We start from the raw sequence: 19,349 nt of genomic DNA on the forward strand, positions 1-19,349 counted from the left end.
CGAAAGGTAAGGGACAGGTCATGCGGGCAGTTGGGCTGGTATTGGGAATGGCGACCATCGCCGTGCTTGGCGCGTGCAGCAGCAATCGCGGCCTGATGAACATCGAATCCGGCCAGACGACGCCGGATGAATTTGCGATCATCCCGTCCAAACCGCTGAACATGCCGCCCGATCTGGCCTTGCTGCCGACCCCGACACCGGGTGGCGCGAATATTACCGATCCGACACCGCATGCCGATGCGGTTGCAGCCCTTGGCGGCAATCCGGCACGGCTGGAGGATCGTGGCATCGGTGCCGCCGATCAGGCGCTGGTCGCTGCCGCAAGCCGCAATGGGAACGACCCGGCGATCCGGGGCAGACTGGCACAGGCGGATGCCGATTATCGGTCGCGCAACCGCCGTCGTCCGCTGGAGATTCTGTTCGGCACCTCGGTCTACCAGCGGGCCTATCGTCCGCAGGCACTGGATGCGCGGGATGCACAGGTCCAGTGGCAGGGTGCAGGCGCAATCACGCAGACATCGCCGGCCCCCGTCACGAAATGATCCCCGGCTTCGACCCGGACACAGCCGAATTTGGTGAAAACCCGTGGCCCGCCTATGCCGCGCTGCGGGCGCAGCCGGGCCTGCCATTGATGCCGGGATTTGGCGGCCATATCGCCAGCCGCTTTGCCGATGTCCGCGCGATTGCCATGGATCGCCGCATGGTCCGCGATCCGGGTGTCTTTGCCTCGGACGATCAGGTGCGGCGCCTGCAAATCGCCAACAACTTTCACGACATGCCGTTTCACGAACGCTTCGTGCAAACCTCGATGCTGGAAATCGACGGGCCGGACCACGACCGCCTGCGCAAGGCGGTCTTTCCGTTCTTTACCAAAACCCGGTTGGAGAGCCTGCGCGGCTTCGTCACCGACTGGGTCAACGATGCGCTGGATCGCCTGATCCCGCAAGGGCGGATTGATTTCATCGCCGACCTTGCCGCGCATCTGCCCGGACAGGTGATCGGCCATCTGATCGGAACAGATGCCGCGATGGCCCCGCAAATGACCATCTGGTCGGATGAGGTCGTCAGCTATTTCGACATCAACCGCACGGCGGAAAAGAAAGCGCGGGCCGAAAACGCGACCCGGCTGTTCCACGACCTGCTGGAGCAGCTTTATGCAGATCGCAAGGCCCGCCCACGTGACGACCTGATCAGCGTGATGATCGGCGCGGAAACCGCTGGCTTGATGAGCCATGACGAACTGATCGCGACGATCATGCAGATTTTGCATGCGGGCCACGGCTCGACCATCGACGTGACGGGCAGCGGGCTGCATGCGCTGCTGCTCCATCCCGATCAGATGGCGCGACTGCGCGCGGATCGCGGGTTGATGCCGACGGCGGTGCAAGAAATGTTCCGTTATGCTGCGCCGCTGCCATTCTTTCACCGCTATGCGGCCGAAGACATGGCCATCTGCGGACAGGACTGGGCCAAGGGCACGAAATTCGGGCTGCTATATGCCAGTGCGAACCGCGATCCTGCGGCCTTTGATCGGCCCGACCGCTTCGACATCACCCGCAAGCCGAATGTTCATCTGGCTTTTGGCACCGGGCCGCATGTCTGTCTCGGCAACAATCTGGCGCGGCTGAACATGGAGGTTCTGTTCGCCGCGCTGCTGGACCGGACCCGTGACATCGCGCTGGAAGCGGCTGCGATCTGGAAAACCGGGCTGCAGGCGCATGGCCCGTCCAGCCTGCCCGTTCGCTTCAGTTAAGCGCGGTTTCGACACAAAGCCGCGAGGGTGGGTTGCGCATGCGTCCTTGCCACGTCAGATTCCGTGGCAGGATAGAGGAGCTTGCCCACCACATGCGTCGCCCGATTGTTTCCACAGCCTTCGCGCTGTCCCTTGGCACGCTGCCCGCATTGGCGGAAATGCCAGAGGGCGTGACCCATTTCACCCTTGATAACGGGCTGGAGGCCGTGTTGATCGAGGATCACCGCGCCCCGGTCGTGGTCCAGATGCTGTGGTATAAAATCGGCTCTGCCGATGAACAGCCCGGAAAATCAGGCATCGCCCATTATCTTGAGCATCTGATGTTCAAGGGCACGGACAAGATGGCCCCCGGTGAATTTTCCAAGACCGTCACCGCGAATGGCGGTATGGACAATGCCTTCACCTCTTACGACTACACCGGCTATTTCCAGCGTATCGCGGCTGACCGCCTGCCGATGATCATGGAAATGGAGGCTGACCGCATGGCCAATCTGAAGATTGGCCAGGATGACTGGCAGGCCGAACGGCAGGTGGTTCTGGAAGAGCGCGCCCAACGGATCGACAGCGACCCCTCGGCCCTGTTTTCCGAAGAGCAGTCGGCGACGCTGTATTACAACCACCCCTATGGCCGCCCGGTGATTGGCTGGCGCGCGGAAATGGAGGGGCTGACGCTTGACGATGCGAATGCGTGGTATGATGACCATTATTCCCCGAACGAGGCGGTTCTGGTCATTGCGGGCGATGTGACCCCCGAACGCGCCCGCGAATTGGCCGAACAATATTACGGCCCCATCCCCGCAAAGGGTGAGGCAGAACCACGCATCCGGCCCCAAGAACCCCAACAGCGCGCGCCCCGCCGGATGGAAATGAGCGATCCCCGCGTCCCGCAGCCGGTTCTGACCCGCAGCTTTATCGTGCCTGAACGCAACGCGGGCGATCAGTCCAAGGCTGCCGCCCTGACCGTGCTGGCCGAGCTGTTGGGTGGGTCGATGCAAACCTCGTATCTGGGGCGTGAACTTGCCCTGCCGGGCAAGGCATTGTGGGTCAACGCGGGCTATGACGGTCTGGCCGTCGATCCGACGAATTTCTCTATCGCGATGATCCCGGCCGACGGCATGGACCGCGCCAAAGCCGAAGCCGCACTGGACGAGGCATTGGCCACATTTGTCGAAAAAGGTCCAAATGCCACTGATCTGGAACGGGTCAAGACCCGCATCCGTGCGGCCCGCATCTATGCCCGCGATTCCGCCCATGGCCGCGCCTATGATTACGGGCAAGGGTTGGCGACCGGACTGACCATAGAAGATGTGAACGATTGGCCCGACATCCTGTCCCAAGTCACGGTCGAAGATGTCACCACCGCCGCCCGTGAACTGCTGAACAACAAGGCCGTTGTGACCGGCTGGCTGCTGCCCGCCGAAGCGGAGGCCAAGGTGGCGGACGACGCACAGCAACAGCCGCCATCCCCGCCAACAGGGATGACGGCCCCCGCGACGCCAGACACCGCCCCGGCAGAAACGGCTGATCAGCCGCCTGCACGATCCATGCCGCGACCACCGGGGCGCCCATCCAAATCCGCCGAACCCAATGAGGTGCAACAATGATCCGCGCCAGCATCGCTCTGTTCCTTGCCGTTCTGGCGGTTCCGGCCCATGCCATCGAGATCGAGGAAGTCACCTCACCCGGCGGCGTGAAAGCATGGCTGGTCGAAGATCATTCGATCCCGTTCGTCGCCTTGAACTTCAGCTTTGAAGGCGGCGCCAGCCTGGAAGCGCCCAATAAACGCGGCGCGATCAACCTGATGACAGCCACGCTGGAAGAAGGCGCAGGCAAGCGGGAAGCAACGGCCTTTGCTCAGGCGGTCGAGGATCTGGGTGCCGGATTTTCGTTCGATGTCGACGACGACGCGCTGGTCGTCAAGATGCGCGCATTGACCGAAAACCGCGATGCCGCCGCCGATCTGCTGGCGCAGGCCCTGGCGCAGCCGCGTTTTGACAATGACGCGGTAGAGCGTGTCCGGGGGCAGGTCTTGTCGGTGATCCGATCCGAAGATACCGATCCGCAAAGCCTTGCGGTCAAGGAAATGGCCGGCCAATCCTGGGGCGACCATCCCTATGCGACCTCGATCAACGGGACGCCGGAATCGGTCAGGACCCTGACCCGTCAGGATCTGGTCGCGGCCAAAAACCGCGTGCTGGCCCGTGATCGCGTCGTCGTGGGGGCAACCGGTGACATCACCCCCGAAGAGCTTGGCCCCTTGCTGGACAAGATCCTTGGCGGTCTGCCGCCACAGGGCACCGCACCATTGCCGGAACGGGCGCAGTTGCAGCTGACCGGCGGTGTAACCGTGGTTGACTGGAACAGCCCGCAAACTGTCGTCAGCTTTGCCGGGCCGGGCCTGCCCATCGACGATCCCGACTACTTCGCCGCACTTGTCGCCAATCACATTCTGGGCGGTGGCGGCTTCAGTTCGCGCCTGATGGATGAGATCCGCGAAAAGCGCGGGCTGACCTATGGCGTGTCGACCGGGCTTGCGACGGGCGTTTACGGCCAATCCTGGCAGGGCGGCATGGCCAGTTCCAACGCATCTGTCGGGCAGGCCATCGGGCTGATCCGTCAGGAATGGGATCGCATGGCGCAGGACGGCGTGACCGAACAGGAATTGAACGACGCCAAGACCTATCTGACCGGCGAATACCCCCTGCGGTTCGACGGCAATGGCAAGATCGCCAGCATTCTGGCCGGCATGCAGATGATCGGTCTGCCTCGTGATTACGTCGATAACCGCAACGCATTGGTCGAAGCCGTCACCGCCGAGGATGTGCAGCGCGTGGCGCAACGGCTACTGAAATCCGATCAGCTGCGCTTCGTGCTGGTCGGTCGCCCCGAAGGTGTGACCGATGGCGGGGATATTCCCACACCGGACACCGCCGAAGCCGACGTCACGAAGCAGGAAGCGGATGCACAACCGGTGCCGGACGCCGCCGTCAACTGATCCCAGTTCGGGAATCACTGGCGGGAGGCGTCTGCATTTGCTAAATCTGGGGGCATGAACCAACACGCCCCCAATATGCGCCCCATCATCCGCCAGCTGGATGAAATGACCGCCAACCGCATCGCTGCGGGTGAAGTGGTCGAGCGTCCTGCCTCTGCCGTCAAAGAGCTGGTGGAAAATGCGCTGGATGCGGGGGCAACGCGCATCGACATTTCCATCGAAGATGGCGGCAAACGCCTGATCCGGGTCGCGGATGACGGCTGCGGCATGACGCCCGACGATCTGCCGCTGGCCATGTCGCGTCACGCCACCAGCAAGATCGACGGCAGCGACCTGCTGGCCATCAACAGCTTTGGCTTCCGGGGCGAGGCGTTGCCGTCGCTGGGCGCGGTCGGGCGGTTGACGATCACATCCCGTGCACAGGTCGCGGATGGCGCGGAAATCACCGTCGCCGGGGGCAAGATCGGTCCGGTTCGTCCCGCTGCCAGCAATCGTGGCACGGTGGTCGACCTGCGCGACCTGTTCTTTGCCACGCCCGCGCGGCTGAAATTCATGCGCACCGAACGGGCCGAGACGCAGGCCGTCGCTGACACCGTGCGCCGCCTGGCGATGGCGGAACCCTGGGTCGGCTTTACCCTGACCGCCGATGGCCGCGAAATCTTTCGCGCGGATGCCGAACAGGGCGAATTGTTCGGCGCATTGCAGGCGCGGCTGTCCCGCGTCATGGGCCGCGATTTCATCGACAATACCATCGCGATTGATGCCGAACGCGACGGGCTGACTCTGACCGGCTTTGCTGCCCTGCCAACCTATTCGCGGGGCGCGGCTGTGGCGCAGCATCTGTATGTGAATGGCCGCCCGGTAAGGGACAAGTTGCTGACCGGGGCCTTGCGGGCGGGTTACATGGATGTGCTGACCTCGGGCCGTCATCCTGCGGCGGTGCTGTATCTGACCTGTGACCCGCAACTGGTCGATGTGAACGTCCACCCCGCCAAGGCCGAGGTCCGCTTCCGCGATCCGACCGCCGCCCGTGGTCTGGTCGTCAGCGCCTTGCGGCATGGTCTGGCGAATGCCGGGCATCGCGCCTCGTCCGCCGTTGGGGACGCCACCCTGGCGGCGTTTCAGGCCGAGCCACCCCCGCCGCTGCCCGGTCGCAGCTATCAGATGGATTACCGCCCCTCGCCGGGGGCGATCCGATCGTCCTTTGTCGCGCAGGCCCCGTCAGCCGATCCGCTGCCCGATCTGGCTGCGGGCTTTGCCGAAGCCCCCTCGGCCCGGTTCGAGGATATCACCCCCGGCCCGACCCATGCCCCGCTGGGCGCAGCACGGGCGCAGGTGCATGAAAACTATATCATTGCCCAGACCGACGATGGCATGGTCATCATCGACCAGCACGCCGCCCACGAACGTCTGGTCTATGAGCGCCTGAAAGCGCAGGCGGATGAAAAACGCATTGCCAGTCAGGCGCTGCTGATCCCCGAAATCGTGGAACTGTCCGAAGCGGATGCCGCCCGTATCCTGTCCATCGCGGATGAACTGTCGGAACTGGGCCTTGTGATCGAACCTTTCGGCGCAGGTGCCGTGGCGGTGCAAGAGGCCCCGGCCATGCTGACACGCCTGAATGCCAGCGCCCTGATCCGCGATATTCTGGACGATCTGGCCGATCAGGGTCAGTCTGACCGCTTGCGGGCGCGGATCGACGCGGTTCTGTCGTCGATGGCGTGCCACGGCTCGGTCCGGTCGGGTCGCCGCATGTCGGCGGAGGAAATGAACGCCCTGCTGCGCGACATGGAACGCACACCGCGATCCGGCCAGTGCAATCACGGCCGCCCGACATGGGTGAAGCTGAAACTGTCGGATATCGAGCGGCTGTTCGGGCGCAAGGACTGACCTGTTCGCCCGGCCCCTATTCCGCTGGCGTGATCCGGATCATCTGGCCTTGGCTTTCGTCAGTCAGGATCATGATGGACCCGTCCTGCGCCACGGCCACGTCGCGGACACGCTGCCCCAGATCCTGCAAATGGCGCGCCTCTCCGGTGACGCGACCATCGGCGATTTCCAGACGGACGATGGCACCGGCTTGCAGGCCCGCGATCAGCGCATCACCCTGCCAATCGGGGAACATCGCGCCCTCGTAAAAGGTCATGCCGCCCGGCGCGATCACAGGATCCCAATAATAGACCGGCTGTTCGGTGCCTTCTGCCTGCGTCAGCCCCTCTCCAATCGGGCCGCCTGCGTATTCGATACCATAGGTCGCACGGGGCCAGCCATAGTTCTTGCCTGCTTCGGGGCGGTTCAGTTCGTCCCCGCCTTTCGGGCCATGCTCGATCGTCCAAAGCGCCCCATCGGGGCCCAAAGCCGCGCCCTGCAGGTTGCGATGCCCCCATGACCAGATTTCCGGCAGCGCGTCGGGTGTCCCGGGATCGCCCATCGGCGCGCCGGTTTCGGGGTCGATGCGAACAACCTTGCCCAAGGCGGCGGTCAGATCCTGCGCCAAGGGCCGCGCGTCGATGACCGACCGTTCGCCCGTCGTCACGAACAGGCCACCTTCGCCATCAAAGACCAGCACCGATCCGTAATGCATGGTCGAATCCCAGGCCGGGTTCTGCTGCCAGATCACCTTGGTGCCTTCCAACGTGGTCCCGTCCTGCGACAGCGTGCCGGTCGCCACCGCTGTCGAGGTTTTCCCCTCCTCTCGCGGCTGGGCAAAACTTAGCCAGACGCGGCGGGTTTCGGCAAAATCATCCGCGACCGCCACATCCAGCAGACCACCCTGCTTGCGTGTATCAAGTTCCGGCAGGCCCGTGATCGGTTCGGACAACGCACCATCCGCGCCAACCAGACGCAAGCGCCCCGGCTTTTCCGTCACCAACCATGCGCCCTCAGGCAGTTCCGCCATTGCCCATGGGTTTTCCAGCCGCTCAACGACAACCTCTTGCGTCAACGCTGTGTCGGGCAGGACCGGCGCCCGGGTCTGGCCCTCGAACGCAGGGGTTTGACCCTGGCCGTTTGGCGGGGCATCGTTGAAATCCTGCGCGGACAGGGCACCTGCCGTGAAAATACCGGTGGCAAATGCGGTCAGTCGGATCATGCGGCGGGGAATGTGACGGGACATGGCGGGCCTTTCCAATGGATCAGATCAACGGGAAGTCCCTGCCCCAACCCGGCAGACCGCAATGCGTTCCGCCCCCAAGGATCACGTCCGCGTCAGAGCCTTGCGAAATGCTCGTCGAACACCCGTCGCGCACCACCCCACGGACCTGCGCTCAGATCATCCAGCCTTTGCAGACTGGGCAGCAGTTGTTGGGCATAATCAACCGAGGATTCGCGTGGCAAGATCGACGGCAGGTTGTCGATGGCCATGACATCCAGCGGCGGATCGTCTGCGACCCGCAACACCGGTGCATCCCATGTCGTTGTGCGGTCATAGACCTTGATTGGGGAAAAATCGCTGGTCGGATCGCAGGCAACGTCGCCGATCACCGTCAATGCACGACCCGGATTGATCGCTGTTTCGGGCAGAAAAACGGGCACACCCGGTCCCGCAAGGATCGCGTTGATAAAGATGCCATGCGCCAGAATTTCCGGGAACGGCCCCCCGCGGGCGGTTTCCGCCATATCCCAGCCGGTCACGCGCACACCCATTGCATTCAGCAGATCGGACGCGCCGGAACCAACCCGACCCTTGGCGCCGATGACGATGGCCGTCGGACGCGGGAGGCCGGTGGAATCCAGCTGCGCCCGCAGGTCTTCGTTCAACAGGGCTTGGCTGGCATAGACATGAACCGGGGCGCAGACCTGTCCGCGTGCCTGCGCCGCCCATGCTTTCAGCGATACCGCCGCGCCAGCATAGCCGGCCCAGTAGCCGAAGGCCGCGACGCGGTGACCGTTTTCATCCAGCAGATATTCAAGATCATACAGGGCACCGCCCCCCGCCTTAAACCGCTGCAACAGCACCTGTCCGGCCGGCTGGCCCTTATAGGCATGACCGAACATGACATGGCGATGCGGCAAGGGGGTGCCGTCCTCGGGCAGTTCCTTCAGGCCAAAGATGATGGCGTCGCCGGGGGCGTCAGGCCAACTGCCTTCTGGCGCGATCTGCGCGCCGACCTTGGCGTAATCGGCAATCGGGATCACGCGGGTGCCGCTCTCCTCGACCGTGACCGTCATTCCTTTGGCGATCAGTTGCGCCACGCCTTCGGGGGTGATCCCGGCCCGATCTTCATTCGGCCGAGTTTCGGCCCGCACCCATAGATGTGTCATTCGGTCGGTCCCCTGCTGCGCTGCGCCAATATCTGTAGCCAAGCCATCCTGTGCTGCCAAGCATGGCTTTTACATGCGACAGGCGGAACCCGATCCGTGCCCGCGTGTTGGCCCAGTAATTTCCCAGCAACAGGAGGTCACGTCATGAATATCTCACGCCGCTCCGGTCTGAAAATGGGCATCGCCGTCCTTGGGGTCAGCGCCCTGCCTGGCTTCGCCGCCGCACAGGACGCCGCCCCGGCCGCATCGTTCACCTATCCGGTGGAAGGCGGGCAGGTGGTCTTTCACCCGGTCGAACATGCCTCGATGGTGGTCGAGACGCCCGGCGGGGTGGTCTATGTGGATCCCGTCGGTCCGCCGCAATGGTATAGTGGATTGCCGCAGCCGACGCTGATCCTGATCACGCATGAACACGGCGATCACTTCAACCTGACGGCGCTGGAAAACCTGCCCGGCGTCCGGCTGATCACCAACCAGTCGGTCTTCGACCAGTTGCCCGCTGAAATACAGGCCCGCGCCACGGTTATGAACAATGGCGATCAGGTCGAGGTGATCGGCATGAATATCGAGGCCGTCCCCGCCCACAACACCAGCGCCGACCGGATGGAATATCACCCCGTGGGCCGTGACAACGGCTATGTCCTGACCATCGGCGGCAAGCGGTTCTACATCGCCGGGGATACCGAGCCGACCGACGAGATGCTGGCGCTTGAAAATATCGAGGTGGCATTCCTGCCGATGAACCTGCCCTATACCATGACGGTCCAGCAGGCCGCCGAGGCGGTGGCCGCCTTCAAGCCGGTCGTGGTCTTTCCCTATCACCATCGGGGCAGCGATCTGGCCGAATTCGCAAGGCTGGTCGAATCGTCGGATGCCGGTAGTCTGATTGTCATCGCCGACTGGTATTCCAGCGGCGAAGCACCATAAGATCGGCCGCAGCCGAAAGCGGCACATGAGGATGAATGAGCCGTTTTCTGACGACATGGCTGCCCGCCATCGCGATCGCCCTTGCGGTCGCCGCAATCTGGCATTGGGCGGGGCCGGTCCAGCCCGAACTGACGGAACTGCACGACACGATCGAGCGGTTCCGCCGCTGGAACGATGCCCGCCCGCTTTATTACATGGCCGGTTTCTTCTTCGCCTGTATCGGGCTGACCATGCTGCCATTTCCCATGGTGTTGCTCGCGCTGACGGCAGGGGCGATCTTTGATTTCTGGCCGGGGCTGGTGCTGGTCACAATCGCGACGACCATTGGGGCGACGCTGCTGATGCTGACGGCACGTTACCTGTTCTCGGGCTGGTTGAACCGGCGCTTTGGCGCCTTCACGGAACGGCTGAGGGCGGCCATCGACGCGGATGGACCGCTGGCAATGCTGTCGCTGCGGCTGACGCCGGCCGTCCCTTATTACGCCGTGAATGTGCTGTCAGGGCTGACCTCTCTCAGCCTGCGCAGCTTTGTTCTGACGACCTTTGTCGGCAAGCTGCCGATGACGGCGGTCTTTGTCGGTGCGGGCAACCATCTGGCTGAAATAGAACGGGTTCAGGACATCATGACCGCCAATGTCCTGGCCATGCTGTTCCTGCTGGCGATCTTTCCGTGGCTGGCCCGTTGGGCCGCGCGCCGCATCAGAAGGGCGCGGGCAGAGTGAAATTCAGCGGCATCCCGCTGTCAGGATGACGGATACGCAGGCTTTCGGCATGCAGCATCAGGCGCGGATGATCCGCCGCAGCGCCCACCGCATACAGCGGATCGCCAAGGATCGCATGGCCAAGTTCGGCCATATGCACCCGCAGCTGATGGCTGCGCCCGGTCAGCGGAAACAGCCGCACGCGGGTTTCATCATCGCTGGCCCGCACGACACGCCAATCCGTCACAGCAGGTTTGCCCTGTTCGTGATCGACCATCTGACGCGGGCGGTTCGGCCAATCCACGATCAGCGGCAGATCGACGGTGCCGGTTTTCGGCTGCAACCGTCCTGTCAGCCGCGCGACATAGGTTTTCTTGACCTTCCGATCCTCGAACTGCTTGGACAGGTTGCGCTGCGCATGTGGCGTCAGGCCAAAGATCATGACACCCGACGTGTCCTGATCCAGCCGATGCACCAGCAGAATCGTTGGGAACGCGCCACGCAGGCGTTCGATCAGGCAGTCGGCTTTATCCTCGCCACGCCCCGGCACCGACAGCAGCCCCGCCGGCTTTCCGACCACCAGAATTTCGTGATCGGCATGCAGGATATCGGCCGCATCCGGGGGCGGGTTATAGCTGAAGCCGTGTTCGGTCATTTCACCACAAGCCGCAGGGCCAGACCCGCGAACATTACGGCCGCAATCTTGTTCAGCAGGCCCAGACGCTTGCCGATAACCTGTCCGGCCAGACCGCCAACAACGCCATAACCGATCGTCACCAGCGTGCCGGTAAAGGCAAAGATCAGGCCCAGCCCCAGGACCTGCTGCCAGATCGGGCCAAAGGCGGGGTTGGTGAATTGCGGCAGAAAGGCCAGCAGGAACAGGACCGGCTTGGGGTTCAGGATGTTGGACAGTGCCCCACGCCGGATGATGTTCCACGGCTTGCGGGCCGCCTGCGCTGTCGGATCAACCGGCCCCGCATTCCAGCTTTTCCACGCCAGCCACAGAAGATAACCCGCGCCGGCGTATTTGATGGCTGTCATCGCCTCGGGGTGGGCGGCAACCAAGGCGCCAAGGCCGACGGTTGCCAACATGAGGTGAAACAGCACGCCCAAACCGACACCGAAGCCCGCCAATGCGCCCGCACGCGGCCCGCTCTGAATGCCACAGGCACTGGCAAAGAACACATCCTGACCGGGCGCAAAATTCAGCGCCAGCCCGCCAAGGATGAAAGCAATCAGTTGCGCCGAAGGGATGTTCGCCATCGTGTCCCAGATCATTTTTGCACCATCAATTATCGTCTACGGGAAATTCGGGCAGATCGTCCGGCATCGGGTAATAATCACCCTTGTCGGCGACATGAATATGCCCCGTCATTTGCAGGCCCGTCGGCGCATCCATCGCGCCGCCGCTGACGGCGACTTCCGCCCGGCCATCGGTGCGCCAGAACAGGGACGATCCGCAATTGCCGCAAAACCCGCGCTGCGCATTGGCTGATGAGGCATACCAACGCAAATGGCTGTCATCCTCGATCAGCAGATCCCCGGCAAGGAAGGCAGCCCAGTAATGCCCCGACCATTTCCGGCATTGACTGCAATGGCAGGCGACAACCTGACCATCGACCGGTCGGGCCGAAAAGCGGACCGCGCCGCACAGACACTGACCCATCATGTCTCACGCTCCTCTTGTGGCAGATGGTCGGCGATGTGGTAATAGTCGCCTTTGTCCTGCACGAAGATATGGCTTTCCATGGTCAACCCGGTGGGCGTATCGACCGCGCCGCCCGCGACATCAATCGCATCGCTGCCCTGCCTGCGCCAGAACAGCGACGATCCACAGGTCGGGCAAAAGCCACGCTCCGCGAAATCCGAGGATTGGAACCAGCGCAGATCGCCCCTGATGGTCAGCTTATCCGTGGTTCCCGCCGCCCAGACATGCCCCGACCAGCGGCGGCATTGGCCGCAATGACAGGCTTTCAACGATGGATCGATCCAGCGGCCGGTAAAGGTCACCGCCCCGCAAAGGCATTTTCCGCTGAAATCATAGGCCACCGAACACCTCTTGCAGGATCGCGGCCAGACGGGTGGCGTCCTTGTCCGTGAAGGCGTCGGGTTGATCGCTGTCGATATCCAGCACGCCGATCAGACGGTTATTTGCACCCAATACCGGCAGCACGATTTCAGACCGGGTGCTGCTGGCGCAGGCGATATGGCCGGGAAAGGCATACACGTCAGGGACCAGTTGCACCTGTCGCGTCCGTGCCGCCGCCCCGCAGACGCCACGCGAAAACGGGATCACCAGACAGCCATGGCCGCCCTGATACGGCCCGATCTTCAGCAGTTCCGGCGCGACCACCCGGTAAAATCCGGTCCAGTCGAAACGATCATCGGAATGGTGCAATTCACAGGCGATGGTTGCCATCAGGGCAACCTCATCCGTTTCACCCTGGGTCAGGGCGCGAATCCGGGCGGTCAGGGCGTCATAATCGGTCATGGTGATCTTGTATGACGCCTGATGCACCGAGGGAAGCTGTCAGGGCGTGTTGGCCAGCAATTTACGCAATTGCGACGGGAACAACTGCAACAGCAGCGTTTCCGTCACCGCCATATCCTTGTTGGCGATGTAGATGCGCAGATCGATCGGGTTGTCTTGTTCGGTGTTCATCTGCGCAAAGTCGATATCCACCGTCGCCCGCCAGTTTTCAGTGCCGACAATGGGGCGGACCGCTTCGTTGAAGATATGGCCGTCGGATGCCGTGATGTTCAACGACGGCTCATCATCCGGGGCCAGTCCGGGGGCGCTGAAATCACAAACCAGCTTGATGACATCCTTGGGGCGCGGCTGCCCCGGCACGCCGCCCGCGCCAAGCCGCGTTGCGATAAAGCGCCCCATCGGGGCCGAAATGGGCGCGTCGTCGATCCATGACAGCTTATACTGGAACTCGTGCTCGGTTCCGGCCTGCGCGGCCTCTCCCGGCTGCCAGAAGGCCACGATATTGTCGTGGATTTCATCATCGGTGCGCAATTCGACCAGCATGACGGCACCGTCACCCCAATCACTCTGCGGTTCGATCCAAGCCGAGGCGCGTTTTTCATAGAACACGCCATCATCCTGATATTCGTTGAAATCGCGTTCCCGTTGCATCAGGCCAAAACCTTTCAGCGACGGGGCCTGAAACGCGTTTGCCATCGTATGCGGCGGGTTGTTCAGCGGACGCCAGATGCGTTCATCGCTGCCGGTCAGGATCTGCAAACCGTCCGAATCATGGATTTCGGGACGCCAGTCCGGGGCCAGATGGCGGGAATTCTTGCCATACCAGAACATCGAGGTCAGCGGCGCGATACCCAGCCGTTCGACATTCTGGCGCAGGAAGACACGCGCCGTTACATCCTGAATAACGCCATTTTCCCGGTGCGAGACAATGCGATACGCGCCCGTCACGCTTGGGCTGTCCATCAGCGCATAGGCTGTCATGTCGCTGCCTTCACCCCGCTCTAACCAGAAGCTGGTGAAGATCGGAAACTCTTCCGGGCCATCGGGGATGGCTGTATTGAGCGCAAGCCCACGCGTCGACAGACCGAACTGGCCGGTATGACCGGACGTCCGCCAATAAGACGCACCAAGGAAAGCCATCCAGTCGAGATCCGTTTCGGGGTCCTGCACGCGAAAGCCCGCAAAGCCCTTGGTCTGACCAAGCGCACGGGCGGGGTTGTCGGCGGGGATGTCGAACAGGTCCAGGTCGAACGGCACCTCGGTCGCCATCCCGTCTGCGACGGTAAAAATCCGCACGGGGTCTTTGAAATAGCGCCCCGGAAAGAACATCTGCACGCGGGACGACCCTTCTGCATCCTTCCAGATGGTATTGTCGGTGCGAAAGCTGATTTCGTTGTGGCGGTCGTAATCCACCTGCTCCAACACATCGCGATCCGCGATTTCAGGTGGCTGATACGGTGCAGCGGCCAAGGTTCGCGCCGTGTCGGTCAGGCTGTCCCATGAAAATGGCTGCGCGCCCTGCTGCTCTGCAGCGTCTTGAGCGAAACTTAGTCTGGGCAGCAGAAAAAAGGCACCGGTCCCCAAGGCAGACTGTAGCAGCGCGCGGCGGTTAAACGGTTGATCTTTCATAAGGTGCCTAACACGTAAGAGAAATTCGCCCTACAACCTGCCCAGTCCGTCCACGAGCGCAAGACGTTCGGTTCAGACTGGCCAAGTTTCGCTAATCCAGCAAGTCCGCTTGTGTGATAATTCGCCGACTGCACGCCTGTCTGCCTCGATTCCCGTGCCATTGTCGCTGAACCCGACAGGCGCAAGTCGGGGGTGGACGAACGCCCGCTGAAAGTGACAAGAAGGGCATTGAATTCAAAGGAAACACCTGATGCTTGCATGGTTCACGCTTTCAGATGACAGCCCGGCTGGCGAAGCGAATCGCGTCCTTGCCGAACTGGTTCAGCGGCTGCATGATGCCGATCTTGCGCTTGCCGGCGCGGTGCAGCGCAACACCGATCAGGGTTCGGATTGTGCCTGCGACATGGACCTTTTGGTGATCGGGGATGAGGATCAGCCGATCCGGATTTCGCAATCGCTGGGCGCGGGTTCCACGGGCTGCCGACTGGATAGCGGCGCGTTGGAAGTGGCGGCCGGCCGCGTCGCCGCGCGGATGGAGGGTGCCCAACTGGTGATCCTTCCCAAATTCGGGAAGCAAGAGGCAATTGGCCGTGGTTTTCGCAATGTGATTGCCATGGCGATCGAAAACGATCAGCCCGTTCTGCTGCATGTCCCACGGCAACAGCGTCAGGCCTTTGACGCCTTTTGTGGTGGCATGGCCCAGGAACTGCAGGCAGATCAATTGGAAGGCTGGTGCCACGCCCAGGTGGTCGAGCAGGTGACATGACCCGGCCCATCGACATCGACGCCCGTGGCATGTTGTGTCCGTTGCCGGTGCTGCGACTGCGCAAGGCCTTGTTGTCGTTGCCAGTCGGCGGACAGGTTCGGATGATCGTGACGGATACGATGGCATTGGTCGATGTGCCGCATTTCTGTTCCGATGCAGGCCATGCCTTGATCAGCGTCACTGAAATTGCGGACAGGCAGCATGAATTCGTCGTCGCAAGGGGGCTGTCTGCCCCCTTGGCCGCAAGCGGCCTTCCCCCCGAGGATATTTGAGCACAGAAGATGACCTTTCCGACACTGCACAACCGCAAACGCTTTTCCGACCTGTCCGAGAAAGAGGTATTGGCGCTGGCCATTTCCTCGGAGGAGGATGACGCCCGGATCTATCGCAATTGGGCCGAGTTTCTGCGGGCGGATTACCCGGCGACGGCCGCGATTTTTGACGGGGTTGGCGCCGAGGAAGATGAGCATCGCCGGTTGTTGATCGAGGCCTATCGCACGCGTTTCGGTGAAGCGATTCCGGTGATCCGGCGCGAGCATGTCGCGGGTTATTACAGCCGTCGCCCGGCATGGATGATGCAGACCATGACGTTGGAGGCCATCCGCAACGAAGCCGCGTTGATGGAGCATGATGCAGCCGAGTTCTATGTCCGCGCGGCGCAGCGCAGCACGGATGTCGTGACGCGCAAGCTGTTGGGTGATCTGGCGGCGGCCGAACGGGGGCATGAAAGCAAGGCCGAAGATTTGAGGGCCGAGCATCTGGCTGATCAGGCGCAGGAAGAAGAAGATGCCGTGCGCCACCGCGAGTTTGTGCTGACCTGGGTGCAGCCGGGATTGGCGGGGCTGATGGATGGCAGTGTCTCAACGCTGGCACCGATTTTTGCGACCGCCTTTGCCACGCAGGATCCTTGGACCACGTTTCTGGTCGGGCTGGCGGCCAGTATCGGGGCCGGGATCAGCATGGGCTTTACCGAAGCGGCGTCGGATGACGGCATCGTATCCGGGCGTGGATCGCCGCTGAAGCGCGGCATTGCATCGGGCGTGATGACGACAGTGGGCGGACTGGGCCATGCCCTGCCCTATCTGATTCCGCACTTCTGGACCGCGACTTTTATCGCGCTGATCGTGGTTTTCGTCGAGCTTTGGGCCATTGCGTGGATCCAGAAACGCTGGATGCAGACCCCGTTCTGGCGCGCCGTCTTGCAAGTGGTCGTCGGGGGTGGTTTGGTGCTGGCTGCGGGCATTCTGATCGGTTCGGGTTAGTTCGGCAGCAGGGGGATCACGATGAGCTATGTTCCGCTACCGCTGCCCGACCGGGTTCAGCTTGCGCCCGAGGAATCGCTGGCCCATGTGCGGGCGTATCGCGACTATATGCGCAAGCGCCATTCCGTGCGCGAGTTTTCGGCGGATCCGGTGGACGCCGCGGTGATACGGGCCTGCGTCGAAGTGGCAGGAACAGCCCCATCCGGCGCCAACCAGCAGCCCTGGCATTTCGTGGCGATCAGCGATGCCGCCATGAAGGCGCGTATCCGCGAAGCCGCGGAGGAGGAGGAGCGGGCGTTTTATGCTGGCGGGGGCGGTGATGAGTGGCTGGCCACATTAGAGCCGGTAGGCACGGGCCCGGACAAGCCGCATCTGACCACTGCGCCGTGGCTGATCGTGGTCTTCGCCCAGCGTTACGGGCTGGAGGACGGTCGGCGCCACAAGCATTATTATGTGCCTGAAAGTGTCGGAATCGCCTGTGGCATGCTGATTTCCGCAATCCACCATGCCGGGCTGGTGACACTGGAACATACCCCAAACCCGATGAAGTTCCTGAATGAGCTTTGCAATCGGCCCGACAATGAAAAGCCGGTGATGATCCTGCCGGTTGGGCTGCCCGCCGCCACGGCGACCGTCCCGGCTGCGGCCAAGCGGAAAAAGCCGTTGGATCAGATCATGACCATTTTCTGATGCTGGCTGTCTTTCTGAAAACGCTGCCGTTCTTCGGGCTGATCGGGCTGGGCTGGCTGGCCGCACGCACCCGCTTTTTCCCCGAAGAAGCGGCGGCCTGGCTGACCAGGTTCGTCTTTTTCTTTGCGTTGTCGGCGATGCTGTTCCGCTTTGCTGCGGGGCTGGATATCGGGCAGCTTTTCGATATGCGCTTTGCGCTGGCCTATCTGATCGGATCGTTTCTGATCTGGGTGATCGGCATGGCCGTCGCACGCTGGCGCGGACTGCCGCTGACCGAAGCCGCGATGGAGGCGCAATGCTGCATGATCGGCAATACCGGCTTTCTGGGTGTGCCGATGCTGGTGGTTCTGCTGGGCGATCGCGCCATCGGGCCGGTGCTGATGGTGCTGACCATCGACATGCTGGTGTTTTCGACACTGATCACCCTGATCATCCATGCCGCACGCAGTGGCGGTATCCGGCTGGCTACCCTTGGCCCGATCTTGCGGGGGATCGTCGCAAACCCGATGATCCTGTCCATGGTCGCCGGGCTGCTGTGGTCCGAACTTGGCCTGCCGCTGCCCGGACCGTTCGACGAATTTCTGGCGATGCTGGGCGCGGCGGCGACACCCGGGGCACTGTTTGCCATTGGCGCCAGCCTTGCCGGACGTCGTGTGAGCGACTGGCGGCATCGGCATGGCTTAGCTTTGCCAAGCTGGCGCTGCATCCGTTGGCTGTCGGGATTTCGGCGTGGCTGCTGTTGGTCAATCCCTTTGCGGCGGGCGTCATGGTGGCCGCCGCGGCGCTGCCAGTTGCCGGAAACGTCTATATTCTGGCGCAATATTTCGGCGTGGCCCAGCAGCGCGTTTCGGCAGCGATTCTGATTTCAACGGCCCTCAGCATCGTGACCATTCCGCTGGTCATGCTGCTGATCGGCCAAGCCTAAACCCAAGGGAAGGGAAGACTATGCGTGGTATCGACAGTCTGGATCTGAAAAATATCCTGTTGCAGGTGGACGATCAGGGGATCGCAACCGTCACGCTGAACCGCCCGGAAAAGCGGAATGCCCTGGATCTGGCCACGATTGACGAGCTGGTCGATATCTTCGTGACGCTGCCCCGCGCGGGCGTGCGGGCGGTGATCTTGCAGGCAAAGGGCGATCATTTCAGCGCGGGTCTGGATCTGGTCGAACATCACCGCGAAGAACGCAGCGCGGCTGATTTCATGCATGTCTGCCTGCGCTGGCACGAGGCCTTCAACAAGATGGAATATGGCGGCGTTCCGATCATCGCCGTTCTGAAAGGCGCGGTTGTCGGCGGCGGGCTGGAACTGGCCAGTGCGGCGCATATCCGCGTGGCATCCCACGACACCTATTTCGGCCTGCCCGAGGGGCAACGCGGTCTGTTTACCGGCGGCGGCGCGACGATCCGCGTGGCCGATCTGATCGGCAAGGCGCGGATGATCGACATGATGCTGTCGGGCCGTCTGTATCGTGGGCAGGAGGCCGTCGATGTCGGCCTGTGCCAGTATCTGGTCGACGACGCCGAAGCGAAGGCATGGGACATCGCCCGCGCCGCCGCGCAAAATCCGCCGCTGTCCAACTTTGCCATCTGTAGCGCCATCAGCCACATGCAGAATATGAGCGCGCTGGACGCCGCCTATGCCGAAGCCGTTGTTGCGGGCGTGGTCAATACGCAAGAGGCGGCAAAGGAACGGCTGGCATCCTTCGCCAAGGGAACAGCGGCCAAAGTGAAGCCTGCGGATTAAGTGCCCGGGACGATTCGGCCGTGCCCACCCCGTTCAGGGCCGTCAGCAATCTGCTTTGGCAAAAGAAGGTATGAGTTTTACTTATGACGGCTGCGAGGCATTTTCGTTTGATTGCCGACCCTGCCT

Annotated in this window: 20 protein-coding genes and 1 pseudogene; 13 read left to right on the forward strand and 8 right to left on the reverse strand. The window is 62.4% G+C overall.

Going from position 1 to position 19,349, the window contains the following annotated elements; genetic code table 11:
* The first annotated feature begins 20 nt into the window (after positions 1 to 20).
* The 5 genes from H4P12_RS05090 (at position 21) to mutL (ending at position 6,638) form a co-directional block, all read left to right on the forward strand.
* Positions 21 to 542 (forward strand): DUF3035 domain-containing protein, encoded by a 522-nt coding sequence (locus H4P12_RS05090; RefSeq protein ID WP_187792545.1) that lies wholly within the window; start codon positions 21 to 23, stop codon positions 540 to 542.
* The gene (locus H4P12_RS05095; RefSeq protein ID WP_187792546.1) at positions 539 to 1,753 is read left to right on the forward strand and encodes a cytochrome P450; all 1,215 of its coding nucleotides are present in this window, start codon (positions 539 to 541) and stop codon (positions 1,751 to 1,753) included. The genes H4P12_RS05090 and H4P12_RS05095 overlap by 4 nt, the downstream gene beginning before the upstream one ends.
* Before the next feature lie 92 nt (positions 1,754 to 1,845).
* Positions 1,846 to 3,357 carry a M16 family metallopeptidase gene (locus H4P12_RS05100; protein WP_187792547.1) on the forward strand — a complete coding sequence of 504 codons (1,512 nt, stop codon included), beginning with the start codon at positions 1,846 to 1,848 and terminating at the stop codon, positions 3,355 to 3,357.
* Complete coding sequence (locus H4P12_RS05105; protein ID WP_187792548.1) at positions 3,354 to 4,748, forward strand: M16 family metallopeptidase; 1,395 nt, start codon at positions 3,354 to 3,356, stop codon at positions 4,746 to 4,748. Before H4P12_RS05100 ends, H4P12_RS05105 begins: the two co-directional genes overlap by 4 nt.
* Positions 4,749 to 4,802: 54 nt before the next feature.
* Positions 4,803 to 6,638, forward strand: coding sequence for a DNA mismatch repair endonuclease MutL (gene mutL / locus H4P12_RS05110; protein ID WP_187792549.1), 1,836 nt, complete (start codon positions 4,803 to 4,805; stop codon positions 6,636 to 6,638).
* 16 nt (positions 6,639 to 6,654) lie between these two features.
* On the opposite strand, the gene H4P12_RS05115 is transcribed toward mutL, so the two are convergent.
* Together H4P12_RS05115 and H4P12_RS05120 are read right to left on the reverse strand one after the other, a co-directional pair.
* Complete coding sequence (locus H4P12_RS05115) at positions 6,655 to 7,863, reverse strand: PQQ-dependent sugar dehydrogenase (RefSeq protein WP_187792550.1); 1,209 nt, start codon at positions 7,861 to 7,863, stop codon at positions 6,655 to 6,657.
* Positions 7,864 to 7,955: 92 nt separating this feature from the next.
* Positions 7,956 to 9,011, reverse strand: a complete 1,056-nt coding sequence (locus H4P12_RS05120; RefSeq protein WP_187792551.1) for a saccharopine dehydrogenase — start codon at positions 9,009 to 9,011, stop codon at positions 7,956 to 7,958.
* A gap of 144 nt (positions 9,012 to 9,155) precedes the next feature.
* Between H4P12_RS05120 and H4P12_RS05125 the strand changes: the two genes are divergently transcribed.
* Positions 9,156 to 9,938, forward strand: a complete 783-nt coding sequence (locus tag H4P12_RS05125) for an MBL fold metallo-hydrolase (protein ID WP_187792552.1) — start codon at positions 9,156 to 9,158, stop codon at positions 9,936 to 9,938.
* Between the two features lie 35 nt (positions 9,939 to 9,973).
* Positions 9,974 to 10,660 (forward strand): TVP38/TMEM64 family protein, encoded by a 687-nt coding sequence (locus H4P12_RS05130; RefSeq protein WP_187792553.1) that lies wholly within the window; start codon positions 9,974 to 9,976, stop codon positions 10,658 to 10,660.
* Here the strand turns inward: H4P12_RS05130 and H4P12_RS05135 are convergent.
* From H4P12_RS05135 to H4P12_RS05160, 6 genes are read right to left on the reverse strand one after another with little or no spacing between them, the layout of a single operon-like run.
* Positions 10,638 to 11,294, reverse strand: a complete 657-nt coding sequence (locus H4P12_RS05135; protein WP_187792554.1) for a pseudouridine synthase — start codon at positions 11,292 to 11,294, stop codon at positions 10,638 to 10,640. The genes H4P12_RS05130 and H4P12_RS05135 overlap by 23 nt on opposite strands.
* Entirely contained in the window at positions 11,291 to 11,917 is a 627-nt protein-coding gene (locus H4P12_RS05140) for a LysE family translocator (protein ID WP_187792555.1), read from the reverse strand. Before H4P12_RS05140 ends, H4P12_RS05135 begins: the two co-directional genes overlap by 4 nt.
* Positions 11,918 to 11,927: 10 nt before the next feature.
* Entirely contained in the window at positions 11,928 to 12,308 is a 381-nt protein-coding gene (locus H4P12_RS05145) for a GFA family protein (RefSeq protein WP_187792556.1), read from the reverse strand.
* Positions 12,305 to 12,688, reverse strand: a complete 384-nt coding sequence (locus H4P12_RS05150) for a GFA family protein (RefSeq protein WP_187792557.1) — start codon at positions 12,686 to 12,688, stop codon at positions 12,305 to 12,307. The genes H4P12_RS05145 and H4P12_RS05150 overlap by 4 nt, the downstream gene beginning before the upstream one ends.
* The gene (locus H4P12_RS05155) at positions 12,678 to 13,130 is read right to left on the reverse strand and encodes a GAF domain-containing protein (RefSeq protein WP_187792558.1); all 453 of its coding nucleotides are present in this window, start codon (positions 13,128 to 13,130) and stop codon (positions 12,678 to 12,680) included. Before H4P12_RS05155 ends, H4P12_RS05150 begins: the two co-directional genes overlap by 11 nt.
* A 39-nt stretch (positions 13,131 to 13,169) precedes the next feature.
* Positions 13,170 to 14,759 (reverse strand): OpgD/OpgG family glucan biosynthesis protein, encoded by a 1,590-nt coding sequence (locus H4P12_RS05160; protein WP_187792559.1) that lies wholly within the window; start codon positions 14,757 to 14,759, stop codon positions 13,170 to 13,172.
* A gap of 250 nt (positions 14,760 to 15,009) precedes the next feature.
* Between H4P12_RS05160 and H4P12_RS05165 the strand changes: the two genes are divergently transcribed.
* The 6 genes and pseudogenes from H4P12_RS05165 to H4P12_RS05190 all read left to right on the forward strand — a co-directional run bounded on the left by H4P12_RS05165 (position 15,010) and on the right by H4P12_RS05190 (position 19,223).
* On the forward strand, positions 15,010 to 15,525 hold the full coding sequence (locus tag H4P12_RS05165; protein ID WP_187792560.1) for a DUF2478 domain-containing protein: 516 nt from the start codon (positions 15,010 to 15,012) through the stop codon (positions 15,523 to 15,525).
* A complete protein-coding gene (locus H4P12_RS05170) occupies positions 15,522 to 15,797 on the forward strand; it encodes a sulfurtransferase TusA family protein (RefSeq protein WP_187792561.1) in 276 nt (91 codons plus the stop codon). The genes H4P12_RS05165 and H4P12_RS05170 overlap by 4 nt, the downstream gene beginning before the upstream one ends.
* A gap of 9 nt (positions 15,798 to 15,806) precedes the next feature.
* Positions 15,807 to 16,787, forward strand: a complete 981-nt coding sequence (gene mbfA / locus H4P12_RS05175) for an iron exporter MbfA (protein ID WP_187792562.1) — start codon at positions 15,807 to 15,809, stop codon at positions 16,785 to 16,787.
* Positions 16,788 to 16,808: 21 nt separating this feature from the next.
* Positions 16,809 to 17,477 (forward strand): nitroreductase family protein, encoded by a 669-nt coding sequence (locus H4P12_RS05180; RefSeq protein ID WP_187792563.1) that lies wholly within the window; start codon positions 16,809 to 16,811, stop codon positions 17,475 to 17,477.
* A pseudogene (locus tag H4P12_RS05185) lies at positions 17,477 to 18,402 on the forward strand (AEC family transporter). Before H4P12_RS05180 ends, H4P12_RS05185 begins: the two are co-directional and overlap by 1 nt.
* A gap of 20 nt (positions 18,403 to 18,422) precedes the next feature.
* Positions 18,423 to 19,223 (forward strand): crotonase/enoyl-CoA hydratase family protein, encoded by an 801-nt coding sequence (locus tag H4P12_RS05190; RefSeq protein ID WP_187792564.1) that lies wholly within the window; start codon positions 18,423 to 18,425, stop codon positions 19,221 to 19,223.
* The last annotated feature ends 126 nt before the right edge of the window (positions 19,224 to 19,349 follow it).

The organism is Paracoccus amoyensis (genome assembly GCF_014490725.1).
GTDB classification, from domain to species: Bacteria; Pseudomonadota; Alphaproteobacteria; order Rhodobacterales; family Rhodobacteraceae; genus Paracoccus; species Paracoccus amoyensis.

Coding starts and splice junctions, on each gene's coding strand:
- H4P12_RS05090 (WP_187792545.1), top strand. CDS start 21: ATGCGGGCAGTTGGGCTGGTATTGGGAATGGCGACCATCGCCGTGCTT.
- H4P12_RS05095 (WP_187792546.1), top strand. CDS start 539: ATGATCCCCGGCTTCGACCCGGACACAGCCGAATTTGGTGAAAACCCG.
- H4P12_RS05100 (WP_187792547.1), top strand. CDS start 1,846: ATGCGTCGCCCGATTGTTTCCACAGCCTTCGCGCTGTCCCTTGGCACG.
- H4P12_RS05105 (WP_187792548.1), top strand. CDS start 3,354: ATGATCCGCGCCAGCATCGCTCTGTTCCTTGCCGTTCTGGCGGTTCCG.
- mutL (WP_187792549.1), top strand. CDS start 4,803: ATGAACCAACACGCCCCCAATATGCGCCCCATCATCCGCCAGCTGGAT.
- H4P12_RS05115 (WP_187792550.1), bottom strand. CDS start 7,863: ATGTCCCGTCACATTCCCCGCCGCATGATCCGACTGACCGCATTTGCC.
- H4P12_RS05120 (WP_187792551.1), bottom strand. CDS start 9,011: ATGACACATCTATGGGTGCGGGCCGAAACTCGGCCGAATGAAGATCGG.
- H4P12_RS05125 (WP_187792552.1), top strand. CDS start 9,156: ATGAATATCTCACGCCGCTCCGGTCTGAAAATGGGCATCGCCGTCCTT.
- H4P12_RS05130 (WP_187792553.1), top strand. CDS start 9,974: ATGAGCCGTTTTCTGACGACATGGCTGCCCGCCATCGCGATCGCCCTT.
- H4P12_RS05135 (WP_187792554.1), bottom strand. CDS start 11,294: ATGACCGAACACGGCTTCAGCTATAACCCGCCCCCGGATGCGGCCGAT.
- H4P12_RS05140 (WP_187792555.1), bottom strand. CDS start 11,917: ATGATCTGGGACACGATGGCGAACATCCCTTCGGCGCAACTGATTGCT.
- H4P12_RS05145 (WP_187792556.1), bottom strand. CDS start 12,308: ATGATGGGTCAGTGTCTGTGCGGCGCGGTCCGCTTTTCGGCCCGACCG.
- H4P12_RS05155 (WP_187792558.1), bottom strand. CDS start 13,130: ATGACCGATTATGACGCCCTGACCGCCCGGATTCGCGCCCTGACCCAG.
- H4P12_RS05160 (WP_187792559.1), bottom strand. CDS start 14,759: ATGAAAGATCAACCGTTTAACCGCCGCGCGCTGCTACAGTCTGCCTTG.
- H4P12_RS05165 (WP_187792560.1), top strand. CDS start 15,010: ATGCTTGCATGGTTCACGCTTTCAGATGACAGCCCGGCTGGCGAAGCG.
- H4P12_RS05170 (WP_187792561.1), top strand. CDS start 15,522: ATGACCCGGCCCATCGACATCGACGCCCGTGGCATGTTGTGTCCGTTG.
- mbfA (WP_187792562.1), top strand. CDS start 15,807: ATGACCTTTCCGACACTGCACAACCGCAAACGCTTTTCCGACCTGTCC.
- H4P12_RS05180 (WP_187792563.1), top strand. CDS start 16,809: ATGAGCTATGTTCCGCTACCGCTGCCCGACCGGGTTCAGCTTGCGCCC.
- H4P12_RS05190 (WP_187792564.1), top strand. CDS start 18,423: ATGCGTGGTATCGACAGTCTGGATCTGAAAAATATCCTGTTGCAGGTG.